17 protein-coding genes are annotated in these 15,457 nt (G+C 42.7%); 5 read left to right on the top strand and 12 right to left on the bottom strand.

Features of this window, described 5'->3' with window-relative positions; translation table 11 throughout:
- Window positions 1–9: 9 nt before the first annotated feature.
- The 4 genes from mutS to Tfer_RS02465 all read right to left on the bottom strand — a co-directional run bounded on the left by mutS (window position 10) and on the right by Tfer_RS02465 (window position 5,676).
- Entirely contained in the window at window positions 10–2,658 is a 2,649-nt protein-coding gene (gene mutS / locus Tfer_RS02480) for a DNA mismatch repair protein MutS (RefSeq protein ID WP_052216730.1), read from the bottom strand.
- Between the two features lie 122 nt (window positions 2,659–2,780).
- On the bottom strand, window positions 2,781–3,176 hold the full coding sequence (locus Tfer_RS02475) for a YlbF/YmcA family competence regulator (RefSeq protein WP_052216729.1): 396 nt from the start codon (window positions 3,174–3,176) through the stop codon (window positions 2,781–2,783).
- Between the two features lie 61 nt (window positions 3,177–3,237).
- Window positions 3,238–4,587, bottom strand: a complete 1,350-nt coding sequence (miaB, locus tag Tfer_RS02470) for a tRNA (N6-isopentenyl adenosine(37)-C2)-methylthiotransferase MiaB (protein WP_152908950.1) — start codon at window positions 4,585–4,587, stop codon at window positions 3,238–3,240.
- A 300-nt stretch (window positions 4,588–4,887) separates the two neighbouring features.
- Window positions 4,888–5,676 (bottom strand): DUF5714 domain-containing protein, encoded by a 789-nt coding sequence (locus Tfer_RS02465; RefSeq protein WP_427916550.1) that lies wholly within the window; start codon window positions 5,674–5,676, stop codon window positions 4,888–4,890.
- Window positions 5,677–5,857: 181 nt separating this feature from the next.
- Here Tfer_RS02465 and Tfer_RS02460 point away from each other — a divergent pair, with 181 nt between their 5' ends.
- Window positions 5,858–6,565, top strand: a complete 708-nt coding sequence (locus tag Tfer_RS02460; RefSeq protein ID WP_052216726.1) for a DUF421 domain-containing protein — start codon at window positions 5,858–5,860, stop codon at window positions 6,563–6,565.
- 106 nt (window positions 6,566–6,671) lie between these two features.
- Here the strand turns inward: Tfer_RS02460 and Tfer_RS02455 are convergent, their stop codons facing one another.
- Window positions 6,672–7,238 (bottom strand): DUF502 domain-containing protein, encoded by a 567-nt coding sequence (locus tag Tfer_RS02455; RefSeq protein ID WP_052216725.1) that lies wholly within the window; start codon window positions 7,236–7,238, stop codon window positions 6,672–6,674.
- Window positions 7,238–8,098: a TerC/Alx family metal homeostasis membrane protein gene (locus Tfer_RS02450; RefSeq protein WP_052216724.1), complete on the bottom strand. Its 861-nt coding sequence runs from the start codon at window positions 8,096–8,098 to the stop codon at window positions 7,238–7,240. The genes Tfer_RS02455 and Tfer_RS02450 overlap by 1 nt, the downstream gene beginning before the upstream one ends.
- Before the next feature lie 324 nt (window positions 8,099–8,422).
- On the opposite strand from Tfer_RS02450, the gene Tfer_RS02445 reads away from it, so the two are divergent.
- Window positions 8,423–8,707: a hypothetical protein gene (locus tag Tfer_RS02445; protein ID WP_013120350.1), complete on the top strand. Its 285-nt coding sequence runs from the start codon at window positions 8,423–8,425 to the stop codon at window positions 8,705–8,707.
- 24 nt (window positions 8,708–8,731) lie between these two features.
- Here the strand turns inward: Tfer_RS02445 and Tfer_RS02440 are convergent, their stop codons facing one another.
- Both Tfer_RS02440 and Tfer_RS02435 read right to left on the bottom strand, forming a co-directional pair.
- Window positions 8,732–8,953: a hypothetical protein gene (locus tag Tfer_RS02440; RefSeq protein WP_052216723.1), complete on the bottom strand. Its 222-nt coding sequence runs from the start codon at window positions 8,951–8,953 to the stop codon at window positions 8,732–8,734.
- Window positions 8,954–8,997: 44 nt separating this feature from the next.
- Window positions 8,998–9,276, bottom strand: coding sequence for a YqhV family protein (locus Tfer_RS02435; protein ID WP_013120348.1), 279 nt, complete (start codon window positions 9,274–9,276; stop codon window positions 8,998–9,000).
- 162 nt (window positions 9,277–9,438) lie between these two features.
- Here Tfer_RS02435 and Tfer_RS02430 point away from each other — a divergent pair, with 162 nt between their 5' ends.
- Window positions 9,439–10,731: an MFS transporter gene (locus tag Tfer_RS02430; RefSeq protein WP_242843538.1), complete on the top strand. Its 1,293-nt coding sequence runs from the start codon at window positions 9,439–9,441 to the stop codon at window positions 10,729–10,731.
- 47 nt (window positions 10,732–10,778) lie between these two features.
- Here Tfer_RS02430 and Tfer_RS02425 read toward each other — a convergent pair whose 3' ends face one another.
- The 4 genes from Tfer_RS02425 to Tfer_RS02410 are packed head-to-tail and all read right to left on the bottom strand — an operon-like array spanning window position 10,779 to window position 13,638.
- Window positions 10,779–11,726, bottom strand: a complete 948-nt coding sequence (locus Tfer_RS02425) for an aliphatic sulfonate ABC transporter substrate-binding protein (protein ID WP_160315515.1) — start codon at window positions 11,724–11,726, stop codon at window positions 10,779–10,781.
- 54 nt (window positions 11,727–11,780) lie between these two features.
- Window positions 11,781–12,539 carry an ABC transporter permease gene (locus tag Tfer_RS02420; RefSeq protein ID WP_013120345.1) on the bottom strand — a complete coding sequence of 253 codons (759 nt, stop codon included), beginning with the start codon at window positions 12,537–12,539 and terminating at the stop codon, window positions 11,781–11,783.
- Entirely contained in the window at window positions 12,472–13,314 is an 843-nt protein-coding gene (locus Tfer_RS02415) for an ABC transporter ATP-binding protein (RefSeq protein ID WP_052216721.1), read from the bottom strand. The genes Tfer_RS02420 and Tfer_RS02415 overlap by 68 nt, the downstream gene beginning before the upstream one ends.
- Before the next feature lie 33 nt (window positions 13,315–13,347).
- Complete coding sequence (locus tag Tfer_RS02410; RefSeq protein ID WP_052216720.1) at window positions 13,348–13,638, bottom strand: hypothetical protein; 291 nt, start codon at window positions 13,636–13,638, stop codon at window positions 13,348–13,350.
- A gap of 241 nt (window positions 13,639–13,879) precedes the next feature.
- Here Tfer_RS02410 and comA point away from each other — a divergent pair, with 241 nt between their 5' ends.
- Both comA and Tfer_RS02400 read left to right on the top strand, forming a co-directional pair.
- Entirely contained in the window at window positions 13,880–14,713 is an 834-nt protein-coding gene (comA, locus tag Tfer_RS02405; protein ID WP_052216719.1) for a phosphosulfolactate synthase, read from the top strand.
- Window positions 14,698–15,429 (top strand): 2-phosphosulfolactate phosphatase, encoded by a 732-nt coding sequence (locus Tfer_RS02400; RefSeq protein ID WP_052216718.1) that lies wholly within the window; start codon window positions 14,698–14,700, stop codon window positions 15,427–15,429. The genes comA and Tfer_RS02400 overlap by 16 nt, the downstream gene beginning before the upstream one ends.
- Window positions 15,430–15,457: the final 28 nt, after the last annotated feature.

Raw genomic sequence — 15,457 nt, 5'->3', positions numbered from 1 at the left:
CCTGCTTCCTTATTCCCCTGACGAGCTTCTTAATTTCTGCTGAAGTTTATAAAGGTAGTTTAAAGCTTCCAGGGGAGTGAGATTTAAAAGGTCGAGCGAGAGTATTTCCTTGGCCACAGCATCGCCGGCGGCCGGTTCGTCAAACATCCTTAACTGGATGACGTTGTTGCCATCAGAACACTTTTTCCTCGCTGCAGCTACTTCCCTTTTCGTTTTCACTGCATCCTCGTTAACTTCCAAAGTGCGGAGGATTTCCTTGGCTTTTCCCAAGACTTCTCCCGGCAAACCCGCCAACCGGGCAACCTGGATGCCGTAACTGCGGTCTGCCCCGCCCGGAATGATTTTACGCAGAAATATAATATCATCACCTTTTTCTTTGACTGCGATATTATGATTTTGCACCCCCGGATAAATATCGGCCAATTCCGTCAATTCATGGTAATGTGTGGCAAAGAGAGTTTTGGCTCCGATTTTTTCGGGATCCAAAATATATTCTGCCACGGCCCAAGCGATACTTAATCCGTCAAAGGTACTCGTACCCCGCCCTACTTCGTCCAAAATTATCAGACTTTTAGCTGTGGCATTGTTTAAAATATTGGCTACTTCATTCATTTCAACCATGAAGGTGCTCTGCCCCGTGGCCAGGTCGTCAGAAGCGCCGACACGGGTAAAAATCCGGTCTACGATACCTATCCGAGCTTCCGAAGCGGGTACGTAGCTGCCGATTTGGGCCATTAACACAATTAGAGCTACCTGGCGCATGTAAGTAGATTTTCCGGCCATATTGGGCCCGGTAATAATGTCCATCCTGTAACCTGAGCAATCAAGATAGGTATCGTTAGGGACAAAACTGCCCTCAGGCATGAACTTCTCCACCACAGGGTGCCTGCCGTCGGTTATTTTAATAATACCGTCGTCATTGATAATAGGCTTGGTGTAGTTGTTCCTTATGGCAGCTTCGGCGAAAGCAATATATACGTCAAGTTGGGCCACAATAGAAGCTGCCTGCTGAATTCTCGCCGTGGAATTGCTGATTTTTTCCCTGACGGCCTGAAAAAGTTCATATTCCAGTTGCGTAATCTTTTCTTCCGCTCCAAGAATGAGAGATTCGTATTCTTTTAAATCGGGAGTAATAAAGCGTTCAGCGTTGGCCAGCGTTTGTTTGCGTATATAGTCATCCGGGACTGCATCCAGATTTGCCCTGGTTACCTCAATGTAATAACCAAAAACCTTGTTATATCCGACTTTTAGCGATTTAATCCCCGTTCTTTCCTTTTCCCTGCGTTCCAGTTCGGCAATCCATGTCTTACCGTCCCGGCTGGCTTTTCTCAGTCTGTCAATTTCTTCGTTATAACCTTTCTTAATTATACCCCCGTCCCGCAAGGTAATAGGCGGGTTATCGTCTATAGCAGATTCGATTAAGGAGGCTACGTCTTCAAGTATGTCAAGCTGCCGGTACAATTGAATTAAACCTGGTGAATAGGCCCTTTCAAGTATCTCTTTAACTTTAGGAAGAACCTGCAGTGATTTTTTCAGGGCAATCAGGTCCCTGGCATTTGCTGAACCGAAAGCAATCCGACCAGCCAAACGCTCGAGGTCATAAACTTCAGTAAACAGTTTCTGCAAGTCACCCCGCATAAAAACGTTATTGACCAGTTCCTCAACGGTATCCAGCCTGGTTTCGATAGCCGTTATATCAGTCAGGGGCTGTTCCAGCCAGGTTTTTAACAGCCTGCCCCCCATAGCTGTTTGCGTGTAATCAAGAACCCACAGTAAAGTGCCTTTCCTGGACGAATCCCTGATGGTCCTGGTCAGTTCCAGATTTCTCCTGGTAGACGGATCCAGCAGCATATATGAAGTGGTCGTATAAGGTATCAATTTGTTGATATGTTTTAAGGAGTTTTTCTGCGTTTCCGCCAGAAATGCCATGAGGGCCCCGGCGCAACTGATACCTACTGACATTTCCAAACAACCAAACCCTTCCAGGGAACCCGTAGCAAAATGGCGCAAAAGAGTACTGGTGGCATTTTTTATAGAAAAATGAACCGATGAATAAGAATGTAGCGAAAGTTTAACCTGTTTGAGAATCTCTGTAGTTAAATCCATATTTTTAACCAGGTTATCCGGTATCAGGCATTCCACCGGTTGCAGCCTGGATATTTCGTCTATTAACTGATTAAGCGCTTTGGCCCCTCTTAATTCAGTAACGGCAAAATACCCGGTGGATACATCAGCTACGGCCAGACCATAACCGAAATCATCTTTGTTTACGGCAATTAAGAAGTTATTTTGTTTTTCATCCAGCATATTTTCTTCGAGGACAGTCCCGGGCGTAATAACCCTGATTACCTCTCTCTTGACGATCCCCTTGGCAGCCCCGGGGTCTTCTACCTGTTCGCAAATGGCTACATTATAACCCTTATTAATTAACTTGGCAATATATGTAGTGGCAGCATGAAAAGGAACGCCACACATCGGTACCTTTTTATCATTACCCCCATCCCGAGCTGTGAGAGTTATTTCCAGTTCTTTGGAAGCTTTTTCGGCATCCTCAAAGAACATTTCATAGAAATCGCCTAAACGAAAAAATAAGATGGCATCCGGGTATTGACTTTTAATTTCAAGGTACTGCTGTATCATTGGCGTGTAGCTGCTCATATGTTCCTCCTGAAAAACATCAATGTTGGCCCTGGATAAAGTTATTTACAAGCATATCTTAAGTACACTTTCCTAAATATTAAGAAAAAGAGACTCAGCAAACCAAGTCTCTTTCCTCCTACTTAATTGCAACCGCTGCAGCCTGAATCGCAGCAATCTGCTGCGCCATTATCCCCACAACCACAACCTGAATTACCTGAAATAGCCTGAGCAATAATCATATTTACTGAATTTAACAAGGCCTCAAACCTTTCCTGAGCGCCCACAAATTTGCGGATATATTCATTTTGTGACATCCTGTTTTCGATTCGTTCCACATCGCGCTTCTGCTCTTCTGTAAGTTCTCCGCCGTTCACCTGTATATTGTAAAATTCCCTTTGTTTGATCTGAAATTCCCTTAGAATATCCTGGGCATCAGGGTCAAGGGTCATTCTGGTTTCAGCAGCACGGACTTCTTTCAGTTCATCACATTCAGCAATTGCCTGAGCCAATTCCTTTGCCTTTTCCAGTACGGTCAATTGTTTCACCTCCAGTTTATATATTGCTTCGACAGGTCAGCGCTATTATCCTGCTAAATGGTCAATTTTTACCAGATGAAAGAATCTCGCCATCTAAGTGCCACGGACCTGCCTTTACTATCTTTACCCTGTACATGTTGCCGATCATATTACTATCACCGTTTAATAATACCAGTTTATTGGTACGCGTCCGGGCTTCCACCTTGTTTTGGTTGTTTTTCATGCCTTCCGCCAGGACCTCATGCTCCCTGCCCACTTCGCAGAGGTTCTTTTCCAGACTTATTTTATTCTGGAATTCAATCAGTTCTACAATACGTTTGCTTTTTTCTTCGTCAGGAACCTGGTCGGTCATGCTGGCAGCCGGAGTCCCGGAGCGCTTGTTATAAACAAAGGTAAATGCGGAGTCATAGCGGACTTTATCCAGTAAATCCATGGTGTTTTCGAAATCCTGCCTTGTTTCACCCGGAAAACCGACAATTATATCGGTGGTAATACTGGCGTGTGGAATTTTGGACCGGATTTCCGCTACCAGTTCGAAGTAGTATTCCCTGGTATAACCCCTGTTCATTTTTTTCAGGATGCTGTTGGATCCTGACTGGACAGGCAGATGGAAATGTTCACATACCTTTTCGGAACGGGCAATAACATCAATCAGTTTACTCGTAAAATCACGGGGGTGAGAAGTCATATACCTGATGCGCCGGATACCGTCTATCTCGTTGAGTACCTCCAACAGGTCGGCGAAATCCGTTTTCTCCGGGAGGTCTTTTCCGTAAGAATTAACATTCTGCCCCAGCAGCGTAACCTCTTTATATCCCTGTTCAGCCAGAGACTTGACTTCCCTGACGATATCAGCAATCTGCCTACTCCGTTCCCTGCCCCTTACGTAAGGAACTATGCAGTAAGTACAGAAATTATTGCAGCCGAACATGATGGAAACAAAAGCTTTAACCTTACTTTTACGGCGGGCGGGCAGGTTTTCTACAATACTCCCCTCAGCATTCCATACATTAAGCAAAGGTTTGCGTTCCGCCACGAGTCTATTGATCATTTCGGGCAGTTCGTGGATGTTGTGGGTACCAAAAATAAGCTCTATATGCGGGGCTTTTCTCCTTATTTTCTCGGCTGTTTCCTTTTGCTGAGCCATGCACCCGCAAATGCCGATAATCAGATCGGGCTTTTTGCTCTTTAACACCTTTAACTCCCCTATTCTGCCCCAAACCTTATTTTCTGCTGTTTCCCTTACCGTGCATGTATTTAATATGATGATATCTGCATCTTCCGCATTGGCAACCGGCTCATAACCCATACCTTCCAGCAGGCCGGCCATGGTTTCCGAGTCACGTTCATTCATTTGACAGCCGAAGGTTTGCAAAAAATACTTTTGCTTGTCGTTATTTTGATTCACTATTCCTTCTCCTCTGAAACATAAATTAGTATATAGTTTAATCAATTTTAACAAAAAGTATTGCTTGAGCATTATCAAAGTATTGCTTGTGTATTATCATGGAAAAAAGATAGGTTTAACAAGCTACCTCGTCTTATAGTCAAGCCTAAACATATTTAATTATAACCCATTTCGTGGTATCTATCAATCTTGCTGATATTAATGATGCAGCACATCAATAATCATAAGGAATTTGCTCTGACCAGAACGCAGAGATGTAGCAGGTTAAGGTGTTATATACTCTAACTTGGCTTTCCACTTATCCTAAACAGTATAATAACGGCATTTATCTTTTCTGCACCCATGCGGATGTCTCTCTACGTGAGTACAAAGGGGTATTTCATCGGAAATTGGAAGTTGTACGTTTAGATATTGATCTGTAAGTTTAATAGCTTCAGCAAGGGCAGTTCGAACGAAATTTTTGCAACAGCACGGACCGGTTTCATCAGCAATAACATTTACTATTTTCCCCACAACTTTCATAGTAATTGAAGTTTCACGATCTTTTGGACATGCAGCCCCGAGAATTATACTAAAGCAGGCTCCGATAGCAGGCGCAATCCCGCAGACTCCCGTCAGACCACAATACCCGCCAATGGCCTGTCTGCGGGTCCGATTCAGCGCCTCGTCAATTTGGCTATCAGCTATTTTTATGGATCCTTCATTCTTAATAGATACCATTAAAGACCCCGCAGCAATCCAGGCATTTTCGCAGCCCAGCATCGGGACCTTATCGGTGTAACCCATTAGAGTTTCAGCAATATGCAAAGGATTATTCGATTTTGTTGTTAATAAATAGTCCCTTATTGTCTTAAAAACGTCCTTCCCGTGGCATTCATCGCATATATAATGTTCGTTTGGACAACTTATATTGGCAAATTCTTTTTTTCTACAACGGAAACATTTTAATTCCTTCCCTTGAGCAAAATATTCTAGCCTGCTTCCGCAAATCTGACAGTTTTCCGTATTGGGTTTCTGTTGATGCTGACCTGCATCATCGGCAGAGCCTCAACAACTTGATATCGCTTTCATGTTATTCTTGTATTCGTCCATATGTTTACACCTTCTTTTTTCAAAAATACCCTGACATGGTATACTTTTATCTAATTATATAGAAAAACCCGAGGCTTTTCAATGTACTATATGATTTATTCACTGTCTCATCGTTTAATTTAATATATTCTGGCCTTTTGTGAAATAATTTAATGAAGACCGGTAAGTTGGAGGTTTAGATGTGGAGTATTTACTTGTACTTTACAGAGTTATTACGATTTTAGCAGTCTTCCTGATTGTAGCCCTGTTATTGAGCAAAAGACATCTGGGTCGCTTTAATGTATTTGATTTCATTACGGCTGTAACATTAGGAGCGGTGGCCGGAGCGGATATGTCAGACATAAATGCGCCGCATGGGCCGCGCATCTTCGCCCTGTTCATGATTGGAATTTTACATGTCCTATTTACAAAACTGATTCTTGAAAACAGGAAGATTGGGAAATACCTCACCTTTGACCCGACAATGGTTATCCAAAACGGTAAAATTGTGGTAAAAAACCTGGAAAGAGTAAGGTATTCCCTGGACGACCTTTTATGCCAGCTTAGACAGAACGGTATTTTTGACCTTGGTGAAGTGGAATATGCCATTTTGGAACCTTACGGCAAGTTAAGTGTTCTCAAAAAAAGCCAATACCTGCCTGTCACACCAAAGGACCTCAATCTTCCTTCGGAATATAAAGGGCTCAGTACACCTTTGATCATCGAGGGAAAAATCAACAGTGATGGTTTGCAAAGTATTGGCTTCACAGAACCATGGCTGGTTGATAAACTTAACAACCTAGGCATAACCGATCCCGGGGAAGTATTCCTAGCCCTTTTGAATACAAGAGGCGACCTTTATGTATCAAAATATGCAGAGCCTGCCAACGTGCAAAAAGTAAGTCATTAATGACCCATTTAACTGCACAAATCCATGGTACCGGTTATTAGCAAAACCGGTACTATGGAACCTTAAATTAAAAACATGTATATGCATAACGTTAACGTTCAATTAATTAGTTGTTTTTAACTGATGACACGGCCCCTGCAGAAACAATAAACTTCATTACATCTTCTATTTTTACTCCCTCCAGGATTTCCAGGTTTTTTTTCGGTACCAGGACCGTATTCCCGGCCCACTGCATCGACTGCATGACGTAAACTGCCACATAGTCTTTAAAACCAATGTGTTCCAGGTCTTCCGAGGTGACAAAACCTATAACTTTCATTTCTGTGCCCGGGATCGTGATTACCGCTACTTTACCGAAGGATTTTTTTTCTCCTAACAGGCTGGTTACAGTATCTTTAATTATGCCATAAATAAACTGAACAACAGGTACTTTGGTAAAAAGGCGGTCAATATAGCCCAGTACCTGACCGCTTAACCACCAAGATGCCATATATCCAATCAAAACGATGACGACAATGCTCATCAAAAGTGGTAAACCAGGTACTTTCAATGGAAAAAACTTACCCGCTGTAGTATCCCACGCTACCAGCACTTTGCTGATTATCAGGATAGTCAGCATAATAGGAGATAAAACTAAAATGCCGTTTAAAAAGTATTTGGTCAGGGTTTTCATTAGTTGTTCCCTCCTTTTTCCTGCACAATTGGACATGACCTGCCTCTTTTACTGACCAGCAGAGATAAAATAATGCTTATGACCAGGACGCCAACAATAAGACTCAGGGCAACCAAAATCGGCACCTTTATGTGGAAGATTAACAGTAGCATTTTTACACCGGTAATGAAAAGAATTACCCCCACACCCTGCTTAATGAAAACAAATGCTTGCTGTATGCGTTCGATAAAAAAGTATAGGGACCTAAGCCCCAGAATAGCCAGGATATTGGAGGTGTAAATAATAAATGGGTCTGTAGTAACAGCGAAAATTGCCGGAATCGAATCTATGGCAAACAAAAGATCGGAACTTTCTATCACCAGTACTACAATAAACAATGGCGTAGCATGAAGAATACCGTTTAGTCGAATGAAAAACTTGTTGCCATACAACTCAGTTGTAACAGGAAAAAACTTTTTGAACAATATTACTAATTTGTTGTCTTCGGGGTGAATTTCTTCTTCCTTGCCAAAAATAATTTTCAGAGCAGTAATGATCAGGATGCCGCCGAAAATATACAAGACCCACTCAAACCGGGTAATAATGGAGACTCCTAACAGGATAAATATAAAACGCATTATGATGGCGCCGATAATCCCGTAATTTAATGCCCGCCGTTGATACTCTGCTTTTATACCGAACATAGTAAATATCATTAAAAACAGGAATACGTTGTCCATGCTAAGGGATAACTCAATAATATACCCGGTAAAAAATTCCAGGGCTTTCTGGTGTCCTTCAAAATATAAGACCCCGGCATTGAAAATTAAGGCAACGGCCACCCAAAATGCAGTCCAAAAAAGAGCCTTCTTAAACGTCAAATTTCACACACCTCCCTACTATTTTAACCTCTTGTCCACATGGTGTATAAATAAAAAGACCTTTAACACGTACAGCCATAAACTGTAACGTGTTAAAGGTCTCACCTTTTGGCATAATACCAAACCACAGGGCCAGACGGCTTTTCCGTCGGTTGTTGACACTGTGGAGCAGAAGCCGGTTACTCCCCTTCAACTAATGATTATGATATCAGATGTTACCAGGTATGTCAACTCTAACTAAGCAATAAAGCTTCTCTGTGTAACAACTGGCAAGATGATTACATATTTTACTAACAAAAAAACCTTTTGATTGGAGGAATTCATGTGACCAACGGTATATCAGCACAAAAACAAAGCTTTTTTTTAAAAGATCTGAAGCTGCGCCTCAAGCGTTTTATAGGTAAAAACCTTCATGTGGAGTTTGAATGCAATGGCTGCTGCAAAAGGGCCATCGGTGGCGTATTAACCATTGTTGGAGACGATTTCATTGAACTCACCGGAACCATTACCATTGTGACGCTTGTTCCCGGTTTTCCCCATCCAATTAAGAAAAATGCCACTACTATATTGATACCGTTGGCCCGGGTGTGCAGCATCGAGCTTGTATAAATAAGAAGCAAGGTAAAACCTGTGCTAAGGAAGCACAGGTTTTGTTATTTCCGGACTTTGATTATCAGTTTTTTCTAGCGAAGCGCCCAGATAATTGTACTGGAAATTTGCTGCTTTGACCGAATTTCCTACTTCCGCTTCCATAAAGGAATCCTGAAAAATGTCTTCGTTTATGATAATGCCGGATATCTTGCTGAGTTGCTGCCGGTCATAAGAAACTTCGGGCGAATCAACATTATCAACCACTTTTGCCGCCTCCCCTGCTAAGGTTTCTTGTAAAATATTTTGTGCTATCTGGCTTTACCTATACCTGCAAAAATCAGGATGACACCGCAAAAAATGAGAATGAATCTGTGTAAAGGCAGCTTACCGCTTAAGCCTATCAACCCAAGGGTAGTTACGGTTAGCATTATTGTCGGCCCTACAAAGGCCAAAGCCGCATTAATTTTTAAAGCTTTTCCTACTGAGTCAAATTTTAACATAAGTAGAGCAGCTGTAAGTTCTATTAGGCTGGATAAGCATCTCATCATGGCCATACCAAAAACAATCTTGTCTTTTACCAAAAACAAAATATATAACCGTCCTTCCCAACATATTTTGAATGCAGCTTACTAGTTGTATTTATGCGATAAATCCTGATTTTAGAAGAAAACATATTTTAGGATTTTTGTATTAACCCTATTTCTTTCGGGGAAAATTTTAATGCTATCCCAGGAAAGGAATGATGATCTTTGAAGGGTAACAAAATAGCTACGATTCTTGCATTGGGCGGCGTGCCCTTTGTTATGGTTTTGGGCAATTCCATGTTAATTCCGGTACTTCCCAAAATAAAAAGTGTTCTCCAAATAAGCCAGTTTAAAGTGAGTTTAATTATAACGTTGTTTTCCATCCCGGCAGGTATTATCATTCCCCTCGCCGGGTTCTTATCTGACCGGTTAGGAAGAAAGACTGTAATTATCCCATCCTTGCTGATTTACGGTATCGGCGGGGTAATTGCCGGGCTAGCTGCCGTTTTGATGAAAAACCCCTTTACTGCTCTTCTTGCCGGCCGGGTAATTCAGGGTATTGGGGCGGCAGGAACTGCGCCTGTTGCAATGGCTCTGGCCGGGGATATTTTTACCAACCAACAAAGAGGTAAAGCCCTGGGTTCCATTGAGGCAGCCAATGGGCTGGGAAAAGTCGTCAGTCCTATATTGGGATCTTTAATCGGGCTGATAGCTTGGTATGCTACCTTTTGGGTATTCCCTATCCTGACTGTTCCGGTTGCTGCTGCTATATGGTTGACCGTGAAAGAACCAAAGGTAGCCAAAAGGCAGGAAAATGTAGCCAATTATATAAGCTCTTTAAAAAACATTTTTTCCAATAAAGCAGGCCTTTTATTAACATCTTTTTTTGCGGGTTCATTGGCCCTTTTGGTACTGTTTGGCATTTTGTTTTACCTTTCTGATTTCCTGGAAAACACTCATAAAATATTTGCCGTAAAAAAGGGGTTCATACTGGCGATTCCTGTTCTGGCCATGAGTTCCACTTCCCTGATTACCGGCAGCTTTATTCAGAAAAAAGTTAAATTGATGAAAATTTTAACGGCTGCAGGGTTATTGATTTTGGGCGCTTCGCTGGGCATATTGCCTTATTTGAAAAACATCTATCTTTTTGTAGGAGGAATTGCCGTTGCCGGCATAGGCGTCGGCTTGGTTTTACCGTGTTTGAATACCCTTATCACCAGCGCCTGTACTATAGATGAACGGGGCATGGTTACTTCTCTTTATGGTGGCGTACGGTTTATCGGAGTGGCCATAGGACCTCCTCTATTTGGCTGGATGATGGATATCAGCACCTTGTTTATGTTTTGGGCGCCGGCTGTTACGGCGTTCATAGCCGCAGTACTGACAATTGTCTTTTTGCCCGGCAAAGAAAAGAAAGAAACAGATACAAAAAATCTAAAATCTATACAGGCAAACATGGCTGGATTGACCCCGGCGCGAAAAACGCTACCGAGGCGTGAAAACAAAACAAAAGGGTAAAAATGATTCCTTCATTTTTACCCTTGCTGGTTGCCTGGTAAATTGGTCTATTTTTCTTTTGGGTAAGACAGTAACCCGGTCAGATTTGGTTTGAACTTTAAGTAACCTGCTTCGTAGGAAAGTGTGGCAAACTCCCTGATTGTGGCCGGGTCAATTTCTGCTGTGAATTTACATCTTTCTACAGCGCTTTTTAAAGTTTCCGCTTTAAGTTCTTTTCCGGTGAGTTTTTTAAGCTGTCTTGACATGGAGTTACGGGCTTTTTCGGGCTCCGCAGCCGCATATTTTACAATTTCACGGTGTACCTCAAGCCATTTTTTGATTATTTCAGGCTTATTCATGATAAATTCGTTGCGGGCAATAATAACCGTGGTAGGATAATTGCCGTTATTCCATACCTCGTTCCATTCCAGAATAATACGGGCCTTGGCATCTTTGACCAACTGAGTTCCCCACGGTTCCGGAACAAGGGCAGCATCTATCTGGTTGCGGCTAAACAACAGTTGCATATCAGCGGGAGCAACCTGAAGAATTTCTACAGTTCCTCCTTTGGAGACATCTTTTAAATTGTGCTCTTTCAGAATATGTCGCAGGGAAATATCCTGAGTATTGGCAAATTGGGGAACAGCCACTTTTTTACCTGCTAAATCGGCTACTTTTTTTATCCCGCTGTTTTCCCCGGCTACTAAAACTGCGCCACCGTTATTAGCTCCCGAAATAATAGAAATATCTGCGCCTTGGACATAACCGTTGATAGCCGGTATGGGTCCTATGTACCCTATGTCAACCTCCCCTGCTATCAGCGCTTCCATTAAAGCCGGCCCCGCTACAAAGGTCTTTTCCTGTAGTTCAACGGAAGACCCCAGTTCTTTTGCAAATCTTTTTTCCGCAAACCCTATCAGTGCAGGACCGTGTGTAATATTTGGAAAATAACCTACCCGGACAACTTGTTTGTGGCCGGCGGTTTTTCCGCAGCCTGTTAAACAAAGTGCAATCAAGGTAACAAAAACCAGCAATACATAAAACTTATTTTTAATGGTTTTCCCCTCCTGTTACACTATGAGTAAACCCCATCTTCTTCTGATATTTAGTTCTACTTTTTTAAACATCAAGTTATCAACCAGGCAACCAATCATACCTATAATTATCATCACAGCGACAATCTGGCTCATGTCACTGAGATTTCGTCCCATCATAAGAATTTGGCCAAGCCCAGTACCGCTGGACAGGAGTTCTCCGGCCATAAGGGCCCGCCAAGCAAACGCCCAGGCCAGTCTCATGCCGGTGATAATCGACGGTACTGCGGCCGGTATAACCACATGCCAGAAAAGCTTGGTACCTTTTGCACCCATTGTTCTTGCGGCCCGCAGGATGATGGGTGGTACGCTTTTTACGCCGGTGTCCGTGTTGACAATCATTGTCCATGTTCCACCGAGACTGGTAATGAAAATGATGGCCTTCTCATTCATACCAAACCATAACAGGGCCAACGGCAGCCATACAACACTGGGAATGGACTGCAATCCGACGATTAAGGAACCGACAGTTTCGTCTATAACTTTATACTTGCCCATTAAAATACCGACAGCTACACCTATCACAACGGCTATGGCATAACTGATCAACAGCCTTTGCAAACTGCAAGTTATAGCCAGAACAAAGGAATTGTCCACAAACCCGTTATAAAGGGTTTTACCTACGGTAAAGGGTGACGGAAACAATATTGGGGACCAGATTCCTGCTTTATAAACCAGTTCCCATATTATTATGAGCAGTAGATAAAACAGAAACCTGCGTATGCGTGCGTTCATAGGCCGACTGCTCCTTTGCGACTTTTTCAATCTCTTCTTGCAAAAAAAATTTTATTTTCCTTTGCAGCATTATTAATTTTGGATTTGTCAGGTCCCTTGGCCTGGAGTGATTAACCACAAATTGCCTTTTTATTTGCCCCGGCCTGGCTGTCATCAAAATTATCCGGTCTGCCAGTATCAACGATTCTTCTACGTTATGAGTTATAAATATAATAGCCTTGCCTGTTTTTTGCCATATCTCCTGCAGTTCCTTGTGTAACATCGTTCTCGTTTGAGCATCCAGGGCTGAAAAAGGTTCGTCCATTAACAGTATGGTGGGGTCCATGGCCAAAGTCCGGGCCAGGGCTACTCTCTGCTTCATGCCACCCGACAGTTCATGCGGGTAGCAATGAGCAAAAGGTGTCAGGTGTACCATCTGTATATACTTGTCAGCAATTTCCTTTCTCTTTTGCTTTTCCATACCCATCATTTTTAGGCTGAATTCCACATTTTCCTGGACCGTTAGCCAGGGGAACAGCGCTGCATCCTGGAATACCACTCCCCTGTCGGGGCCGGCTTCACGGACAACTTTGCCGTCTACCTTCACCTGGCCTGTATCGGGAAATTCTAGGCCGGCTATAATGTTTAGCAGTGTTGATTTACCACATCCTGAAGGGCCCAGTATACATAAGAATTCACCTTCGGAAATTTGCAGGTCAATGCTCTTGATCGCGGAAATGCGGAAATTGACATTCTGTTTAAAGGATTTGGAAATACCTTCAATTTCAACCTTCAAAATTTTACACCACCCTGTTAAACGGCACTGCCGTTATGTATAGATATCTTCCACTTCTATCAGGCCCAGTGGACTTTCCTCTTCATCCTTTAACAATGCTTTTTTGCCCAGAATTAGTTCCCTGGCGGTATCTTCATCTACGGACAGGGTGATCGGATGACTTGGACTATAAGCCCCGTTGGCAATTAACTTTAAATCGGTGATATTCCATGCGTTTAAGGTAATGCTGGGCACGTTGGTCCGGTAATCTGCTAATGTTGTTTTGGCAACTTTTGCCATTCTGTTAACCACTCTTCCACCATGGGACGGAATCAATTTTGACATTTCATCAGTCACTCCTTAATTTAATCCTTTTGTTTCCCCTCTTCCTTTATATGCGTTTGCCGGGCAATTTGACACCCAGTCGTTTTGTCCTCTTGCATGGAAATGTTGGCTGGACAGGATGTTTATTAGTAACCCATGAAAACCGGTGGGAATAAACTAATCTATGAAGACCTGCTTTATATGATATTTTTTATGGGTAATAACGCCTGGAATTCATTATTAAAAAAGGGAGGTAACAAAATTGGATGGGCCTGAAAAAAAGAAAGCGTGGAGTGAAGTAGTTGATTTTCCTATACCTGGCCGTACAAACAAGCCCCGTATAAAAGGTCTGACCATGGTTATCGACAAAGGATTGGGACTGGTTTCTACCGAGGAGTTATTAAATGTTGCCGGGGATTATATTGATTACTTGAAATTGGGTTTTGGCACGTCCGCTTTGTACGATGAGGATGTCCTGGTGAAAAAGATATCTCTTGTCCGATCCTGCGGAGCTGATATTTACCCTGGCGGGACCTTTTTTGAAGTAGCCTGGCTGCAGAACAAAGTGAAAGATTACCTGAAATATGCCTGGCATCTTGGTTTTTCCGCCATAGAAATCAGCGACGGTACAGTGGATATGGGATACGAAGTCAAGCGGAATTTTATCGTTATGGCTAAAGACATGGGATTTAAAGTTATCACCGAGGTGGGTAAAAAAGATCTCCGCGACATGCCAGACTTGAATAAATTTATTCGCCAGGTTAAAAAAGAGTTGGATTCAGAAGCTGATTTGGTCATAATCGAAGGCCGGGAATCGGGCAAAGGTATCGGCTTGTACGATGCCAGGGGGAATATCAGAAAAGATGATTTTGCAGAACTTCTATTAAACACCTACAAAATGGAAAAAATAATGTGGGAAGCGCCTTTAAAGAAACAGCAGCAGGAGTTTATCACGTTGTTCGGGCCGAATGTAAACCTAGGCAATGTGGCCATTAATGAAATTCTGGCGCTGGAGGCTTTAAGGGTAGGTATGAGAGGAGATACTCTAAAAAACACATTATCTGCCGGGGAGTTTTTGCAGTGCGTGTTGATTTGATCCCTCACCATGGACTGATTGACAGCGAGGACCTGAAGGGAAAAACGGCGGTAGTCATAGATATTCTGAGAGCTACCAGTACAATTATATCTGCGCTGGAGAACGGGGCTGCTTATGTTATACCGGTAGAAACACCTACCGATGCGGAGCAGTTGGCTTTCACAGACAGGAGCATAATTCTTGCGGGTGAAAAAGAGGGCATTAAAATTAAGGGCTTTCGACTGGGTAACTCCCCCCTTGAGTTTACGCCGGCCAAAGTTAAAAACAAAGTAATTGCTCATTGTACCACTAACGGTACCAAAACTATCTTAAAATGTTCCGGAGCCGATTATGTATTGATCGGCTCCCTGCTTAATAGGAGCGCTTGTCTTGATTATGCAGGCCGATTAAAGAAGGACATTGTATTGGTATGCGCCGGAAGAAAAAACGGCCCGGCCGAAGAAGACAGCTTATGTGCCGGCGCTTTTGCGGAATACCTCAGGCAAAATTATTTTGGCTATTCCTTTTCCAAGATATCGATGGATGCCTATTATTTGTATAAAATAAACGCTATAAATCTCCATGACCGGGTTTATAAAAGTCCCAGCGGCCAAAACCTGATTGGCATGGGATTAAAGGTTGATATAGACTTTTGTTTGCGCAAAGACGTTTATTCCGTAGTAGCCCTGTACAAAAACGGCGTTATCAAAAAAATTAAAAATAATGAAATGTATTAATGAAACAACGTTTTTCCTTTACAGGGGT

Source organism: Thermincola ferriacetica (genome assembly GCF_001263415.1).
Taxonomy (GTDB): domain Bacteria; phylum Bacillota; class Thermincolia; order Thermincolales; family Thermincolaceae; genus Thermincola; species Thermincola ferriacetica.
Note: the sequence above shows the minus strand (reverse complement) of the source record. Positions and strands in the feature narration are given on the sequence as shown.